We start from the raw sequence: 7,080 nt of genomic DNA on the forward strand, positions 1-7,080 counted from the left end.
GGGCGCGCCGGCGGCGGCCGTCGCCCGGTGACCCGGCCCGGGCCCGTGGCGGGGGCGGTCCAGTCCGTGAACCGGGTATTGCGGAGTGGACCGTGAGCTTGGAGGATCGACCAGTCCTCCGATGGCTGCACCCATCGGTCGGGCTGCGGACGATCGAGGGAGATGGCGACCATGAAGCTGCTGCGAGTCGGTACGGCGGGTGCGGAGCGCCCCGCGCTGCTCGACGCCGAAGGAGTCCTGCGGGACCTGTCGGGCGTCGTGCCGGACATCGACGGCACGCTGCTCGCGGACGAGGAGGCGCTCGGGCGGGTCCGGGAGGCGGCCGAGAGCGGTGAGCTGCCCGTCCTGGACGCGGCGGGGCTGCGGATCGGGCCGCCACTCGCCCGTATCGGCAAGATCGTCTGCATCGGGCTCAACTACCACGACCACGCGCGTGAGACGGGGGCCGAGCCGCCCGCCGAGCCGGTGATCTTCTTCAAGGCGGCGGACACGGTGGTCGGGCCCCACGACACGGTGCTCGTGCCCCGTGGGTCGACCAAGACCGACTGGGAGGTCGAGCTCGCGGTCGTGATCGGGCGTACGGCCCGGTACGTCGAGTCGCGTGAGGCGGCGCTCGCGCATGTCGCCGGGTACGCCGTGTCGCACGACGTGTCCGAGCGGGAGTTCCAGCTGGAGCGCGGGGGCACGTGGGACAAGGGCAAGAACTGCGAGACGTTCAATCCGCTGGGGCCGTGGCTGGTGACCGCGGACGAGGTTCCCGATCCGCAGAAGCTGGGGCTGCGGTTGTGGGTCGACGGGGAGTTGAAGCAGGACGGGACCACCGGGGAGCAGATCTTCGCGGTGAGTGAAGTCGTGCGGTACGTCAGTCAGTTCATGACGCTCTATCCCGGGGATGTCATCAACACGGGGACGCCGGCGGGGGTGGCTCTGGGGGAGCCCGAGCCGAAGCCGTTCCTTCGGGCCGGGGCTGTGGTCGAGCTGGAGATCGACGGGCTTGGGCGGCAGAGGCAGGAATTCAAGGATGCGTAGGCGCTCCGCTTGGGTGCGGGGTGCCTGAGGGGTTGGGGGCTGTGGGGTGTTGGCGGCTGCGGGTTCGTTGTGGCTTGTCGCGCAGTTCCCCGCGCCCCTAAGAGCGTGCAGTTCTCCTCGGCCCCAAGGCGCCGCGTAGTTCGCCGCGCCCCTGGAAGACAAGGGGCGCGGTCCGAACTCCGTGGCTACAGCGTGTCCTTGAAGCGTTCCAGGGCTTCCACCACCATCGTGTGGTCCTCCAGTTGGGGCAGGCCCGAGACCGTGACCGTGCCGATCACGCCCGCTCCCTCCACCGCCAGGGGGAAGGAGCCGCCGTGGGCCGCGTAGTGGTCGGGGTCCAGGCGGGACGAGGCTTCGAAGGTCGTGCCCTTGGCTCGGAAGCGGGCGCCGACGAGGTAGGAGGAGTTGGCGTAGCGCTCCACGACGCGGCGTTTGCGGTCGATCCAGGCGTCGTTGTCCGGGGTCGAGCCGGGGAGGGCGGCGTGGAAGAGCTGCTGGGGGCCGCGGCGGATGTCGATGGCGACGGGGGCGTCGCGCTCGCGGGCCAGGTCCACCAGCAGGGAGCCCAGGGTCCAGGCGTCCTCGTACGTGAACCGGGGGAGCACCAGACGGCGTTCCTGGGCTTCGAGTTCGTCGATGCCCGGGACGGAGGGGGTGGTGGCGTCGGTTGTCACAGCTTCACCGCCACGCCTTCGCTCGCCGACCTGCGCGCCGCCTCCAGTACGTCCAGAGCGGCGGCCGCCTCGTGTGCCGTGACCGGGTTCTCGCCGGTGCCGTGCAGGGCGGCGGCCACGGCCGAGTAGTACGCGGGGTAGTCGCCCGGGAGGGTCGGGACGGGGCGGCCGCCGTCCGTCAGAGGGGAGTCGCCGGCGCCGACGCGGCCCCAGAGGCCTTCGGGCTCCAGGCCCCAGGCGGCGCCGGGGGCGGGGCGCTCGCCTTCTCGGAGGGCCGCTTCCTGGGGGTCGAGGCCGTACTTGACGTAGCCCGCCTCGGAGCCCAGCACGCGGAAGCGCGGGCCGAGTTGGGGGGTGACGGCGGAGGCGTAGAAGTGGGAGCGGACGCCGCTCGCGTGGGTGACGGCGATGAACGTGTCGTCGTCCGTCTCGGCGCCGGGGCGGCGGAGGTCGGACTCGGCGTACACGAGGGTGGCGGGGCCGAAGAGGGTGAGGGCCTGGTCCACGACGTGGCTGCCCAGGTCGTAGAGGAGACCTCCGATCTCTGCGGGGTCGCCGGACTCGCGCCAGCCGCCCTTGAGTTGGGGGCGCCAGCGTTCGAAGCGGGACTCGAAGCGGCGGACCTCGCCCAGCTCGCCGTCGGCGAGGAGCTTCCGGAGGGTCAGGAAGTCGTTGTCCCAGCGGCGGTTCTGGAAGACGGAGAGGAGCAGGCCGCGGGAGTCCGCGAGGGCGGCCAGCTCGCGCGCCTCGGCCGCCGTACCGGCGACGGGCTTGTCGACGACGACTGCGAGGCCCGCCTCCAGGGCGGCGGTGGCTACGGGGACGTGCGTTTTGTTCGGGGAGGCGACGACGACCAGGTCCAGCTCGTCCGCCCGGTCCCACAGCTCGTCGGCCGTGGCCGCGAACCGCACCCCGGGGAACTCGGCGCGGGCCTGTGCCCGCCGCTCCGGGTTCGACGTGACGACCGTGTCGAGGGCCAGGCCCTCGGTCGCGGCGATCAGCGGGGCGTGGAAGACGGAGCCGGCGAGGCCGTAGCCGACCACGGCGACGCGAGGGGTCCTACCTGTGCTGGTGCCTGTCATACCGTCCACTTAAGCAACGCTGTTGCCAAAGTGCAAGCGCGAGGGACAATGGGGGTGTGAACGGCAACGGCAAGGGCAACGGGAACGGCAACGGGAGCGGGCGTACCGCAGGAGTGACCGGCGTGAATCTGCTCGCCCTGCGCAGCCACAACGGGGCGCTGGTGCTCGACCTGCTGCGCGGCGCCGGGACGGCCGGGATAAGCAGGCTCGAACTGGCGGAGCGGACGGGGCTCACCCCGCAGGCCGTCAGCAAGATCACCGCCCGGCTGCGTGCGGACGGGCTTCTGACGGAGGCGGGGTACCGGGCGTCCACCGGGGGCAAGCCGCGCACCGTGCTGCGGCTCGTGCCCGACGCCGGGCACGCGGTCGGCCTCCACCTCGATCGCGACGAGCTGACGGCCGTGCTCTGCGACCTGACCGGCACGGTGGTCGGGGAGCGGCGGGCGCCGCTGAACCTGGGAGCCGGGGCGGACGCCGTGGTCGAGGGCGCGGCGCGCGAGGTGGAGGCGCTGCTGGCGGGCGCGAGCGAGGGCCGTCGCGCGGCGCCGGTCGACGCCGGGCCCGATCCGTACGGCTCCTCTCTCCTCCCCGTGCTCGGCGTCGGAGTCGCTCTGCCCGGCCCCCTCGATCATCTGCACGGCGTGCTGCACCGGGTGACCGGGTTCCCGGAGTGGGACGGGTTTCCGCTGCGGGCGGCGCTGGCGCGGCGGCTGGGGATGCCGGTGGTGGTGGACAAGGACACCAACGCGGCGGCGCTCGGGCTCGCGGCGGCCGCGGGGGCGCACGGGTCCTTCGCCTACCTCCACCTCGGTACGGGGCTGGGGGCCGGGCTCGTGATCGACGGGGCGGTGCACCGGGGGGCCCGGACCCGGGCCGGGGAGTTCGGGCATCAGGTCGTCCAGCTGGACGGGCCGTTGTGCGAGTGCGGGAACCGGGGGTGCATCGAGGCGCTGTGCCTCGCGGCGGTGGCGCGGGGGGACGTGGACGAGGCGGCGCGGGTGCTCGGCGCGGGTGTCGCGAATCTTGTCGGGCTGCTCGACATCGAACTCGTGCTGCTCGGGGGGCGCACGGTCGAGGCCCGTCCCGACGCGTTCGTGCGGGGGGTGGGGTTCGTGCTCGACGAGTGGGCTCGGCGGCAGGGGGAGGATCCGGCCGTGCCCGTGCGGGTTGCCTCCGGCGGTCGGGCGGCTGTTGCGGAGGGGGCTGCTCAGTTGCTGTTGGCTCCGTTGTTCGGGCGTGCGGACGGGTGAGGTCGGGGAGGTCGGGGAGGTCGGTGAGGTCGGGTGAGGTCTCTTCGGGGCGCCGGTTCGCCGTGGGGGAGTCGGTCGGTTGGCGGCTGCGGGTTGGGTGTGGTTGCTCGCGCAGTTCCCCGCGCCCCTGAAGGGGCCGGTGTGCCCCTTCTCCGGTGTTCAAGGGATGGCCCCGCGCCCCTAAAGGGACCGGCGCGCCGCTGCCCGGTGTCTGACAGATGGCCCCGCGCCCCTGAGATGGACTGATGCGGCCCTGCCCGGTGTCCAAGACGTCGCCCCCGCTCCGGGGTAGCCCTTGCTCCGCTGATCGAGCGGTCTTCCGTCCCGGTTCCGTGGGCCGCAGGCGTGGCGGGGCTTCGCGTTGCAGGCAGATGGCATGGTCATGTGTTCATGCGACTGTGTACCTGTCTAACCCTTGCCCTCGCCACCGCAGCCGCCCTCGTCAGTGGTCCCGCGGCGGCGCTCGGCGGTGCCCCCGCCCCCGGACCCCCTCCCGCGGCCCTGGACGACCGGCGGCCCACCTGCGCCGGTGCCGACGGCGACGCCTTCCCCATCCGGACCCGTATCCGCGGCGGCCCCGCGACCTACGTCGCCGGCGGTGGTTTCCACACCTGGGCGTTGGAGCTCACCAACACCACCTCCCGGACCTGCGGGAACATCCACCCGGTGGTCGTACTGGTCGACGGCGCGCGCACGCTGAAGCGGACGCAGCCGCAGCTGGAGTTCTACGACGACGCCGAGGACACGACCTCCCGGCCGGTGACCTTCGAACGAACCGACTCGGACGAACTGGTCGGTGTCCTCGGCGGGGACGGGGGCGGCGGCGGAACCGGCTTCACCGTGCCGCCCGGCCGCACCCTCACCGTCAGGGTCCGCCTCTCCCTGACCTCCGACGCGGCCGTACCGAACGACATCGTGGCGAACGCGGCCGTGGTCGAGCGGCGCGGCGACGACAGCGAATGGGTGGGGGAGTCGAACGACTACCGCTTCCGCATCACCGACGGCGAGGAAGGAGAGACAGAGGAGGGTGAGGAGGGGGAGAAGGAGGGCGGCCAGGACCGTGGCGGGGCGGCGAAGGAGGGCGGAGGTGCCGTACGGGGCGAGCCGCGGTCGTATCCCGAGGAGCGGCCCGAGGAGCGGCCCGAGGAGCGGCCCGAGGAGCGGCCCGACGAGCTGGCCGCATCGGGAATGCGCGAGGCACTGCCGTACGTGACCGGGTTTCTGCTCCTCTCCGCCGGCGGTCTGCTGGTCGCGACGGTCCGCAGACGAGCCGGGTGACCTCGGAGCACCCGCCCCCTACGCACCGCCTCCCCGCTGGGGCCGGACCCCACAGGCCCGGACCCCACAGGCCGCCCCCACTTGCGCACACACCCCCGCTGACCTGATGGGGTCGGTCTCAGCGGCCAAGATCGGCCTCCTCTTTTCAGCCAGGTCTCACTAGGGTTGGGGCGGACCCGGGCGTACGGACGTATGGCGGGAATCAGCAGAGGCCGGCAGGAGACCGCACATGGCAGAGCGCAAGCCCATCGAGTCGTGGCTCACCGACATGGACGGTGTGCTCATCCACGAGGGCGTGCCGATCCCGGGCGCCGATGCCTTCATAAAGAGGCTGCGAGAATCCGGGCGCCCCTTCCTGGTGCTCACCAACAACTCGATCTACACAGCACGTGACCTGCACGCCCGCCTCGCCCGCATGGGCCTGGACGTGCCCGTGGAGAACATCTGGACCTCCGCCCTGGCGACCGCCCAGTTCCTGGACGACCAGCGGCCCGGCGGCACGGCGTACGTCATCGGCGAGGCGGGCCTGACGACCGCCCTGCACGACATCGGGTACGTCCTCACCGACCACCAGCCCGACTACGTCGTCCTCGGCGAGACCCGCACGTACTCCTTCGAGGCCATGACGAAGGCGGTACGGCTGATCAACGGCGGCGCCCGGTTCATCGCCACCAACCCGGACGAGACCGGCCCCTCCACCGAGGGCCCGCTGCCCGCGACCGGGGCCGTGGCCGCGCTGATCACCAAGGCGACCGGGCAGAAGCCGTACTTCGCGGGCAAGCCGAACCCGCTGATGATGCGCACCGGCCTGAACGCGATCGGCGCGCACTCCGAGACCAGCGCGATGATCGGCGACCGCATGGACACGGACGTCCTCGCGGGCATCGAGGCCGGGATGGAGACCTTCCTCGTCCTCACCGGCCTGACGTCCTCCGCGCAGATCGAGAAGTTCCCGTACCGCCCGTCGAAGGTCGTGAACTCGATCGCGGACCTCGTCGACCGCATCTGAACCCGCAGACCCCACCACTGAACCTGCTGAACCCGCAGAACCCACCACGGAACCTGCTGAACCCGCCGGTGGGCCCGCTGCCGAACCCACCACTGAGCCCGCTGGGCTACAGGGCGCACCTGGACCACGGATAAACCCCCGGACACCCGTACGGAGCAGTCGCGGCACCTCCCCGGATGCGGCTCGGTGTCCGGCGGGGGAGTCTCAGGTGTCTGGAGGTTCACCATGGGCTCAGTGCGAGTCACTCTCTGCGCCGGTGCGGCGGTCGCGGCCGCGCTGACCGCGTCGGCGCCCCCGGCCCACGCGGCCGACTCGGGAAACGTCTCGGTGGTGCCGGCCTCACCGGCACCCGGCAGCGACATCCAGGTGCGGGCCAGGGGCTGCGGCGGGAAGTCCGGAACGGCCGCCTCGAAGGCGTTCGTCGCGGACGCGCTGCTCACCCAGCTCAGCGGCAGGAGCCTCGGCACGCTCGCCGGGGAGACCCGCGTACGGTCCTCGCTCAAACCTGGTACCTACGGCGTACGGATCACCTGCGACGGCAAGGAAGACAAGGTCACGGGGACCATCAAGGTCGGCGACGGGAAGCCCGCTGCCAACAAGCCACCGGCCTCCAAGCCACCGGCCTCCGAACCACCGGTCACTAAACCACCGGCCTCCAAAGCGCCTGCCACCAAGCCCGCCTACTCTCCGCGGCCCTCGTCGCCCGCCTCCCCGGTCGCCCCCGTGCGCGCGGGCGGTGGCGGAGCGGCCGCCGGGCT

General features: G+C 72.4%; 7 protein-coding genes. 5 read left to right on the top strand and 2 right to left on the bottom strand.

Annotation, left to right across the window (positions count from 1 at the left end):
- The first annotated feature begins 171 nt into the window (after positions 1-171).
- Entirely contained in the window at positions 172-1,029 is an 858-nt protein-coding gene (locus AWZ10_RS17065; protein ID WP_060891488.1) for a fumarylacetoacetate hydrolase family protein, read from the top strand.
- Positions 1,030-1,214: 185 nt separating this feature from the next.
- Here the strand turns inward: AWZ10_RS17065 and AWZ10_RS17070 are convergent, their stop codons facing one another.
- Positions 1,215-1,703 (bottom strand): heme-degrading domain-containing protein, encoded by a 489-nt coding sequence (locus AWZ10_RS17070; protein WP_060891485.1) that lies wholly within the window; start codon positions 1,701-1,703, stop codon positions 1,215-1,217.
- A complete protein-coding gene (locus AWZ10_RS17075) occupies positions 1,700-2,785 on the bottom strand; it encodes a Gfo/Idh/MocA family protein (RefSeq protein ID WP_046707916.1) in 1,086 nt (361 codons plus the stop codon). Before AWZ10_RS17075 ends, AWZ10_RS17070 begins: the two co-directional genes overlap by 4 nt.
- A 56-nt stretch (positions 2,786-2,841) precedes the next feature.
- On the opposite strand from AWZ10_RS17075, the gene AWZ10_RS17080 reads away from it, so the two are divergent.
- From AWZ10_RS17080 to AWZ10_RS17095, 4 genes are all read left to right on the top strand, one after another.
- Complete coding sequence (locus AWZ10_RS17080; RefSeq protein ID WP_408992388.1) at positions 2,842-4,035, top strand: ROK family transcriptional regulator; 1,194 nt, start codon at positions 2,842-2,844, stop codon at positions 4,033-4,035.
- A 390-nt stretch (positions 4,036-4,425) separates the two neighbouring features.
- A complete protein-coding gene (locus AWZ10_RS17085) occupies positions 4,426-5,313 on the top strand; it encodes a hypothetical protein (protein WP_060891489.1) in 888 nt (295 codons plus the stop codon).
- A 229-nt stretch (positions 5,314-5,542) separates the two neighbouring features.
- Complete coding sequence (locus AWZ10_RS17090) at positions 5,543-6,322, top strand: HAD-IIA family hydrolase (protein WP_037703475.1); 780 nt, start codon at positions 5,543-5,545, stop codon at positions 6,320-6,322.
- A 225-nt stretch (positions 6,323-6,547) separates the two neighbouring features.
- Positions 6,548-7,080: hypothetical protein (locus AWZ10_RS17095; protein ID WP_060891487.1), on the top strand; the 533-nt coding region annotated here is incomplete at its 3' end.

It is taken from the genome of Streptomyces europaeiscabiei (assembly GCF_001550375.1).
GTDB lineage: Bacteria > Actinomycetota > Actinomycetes > Streptomycetales > Streptomycetaceae > Streptomyces > Streptomyces europaeiscabiei.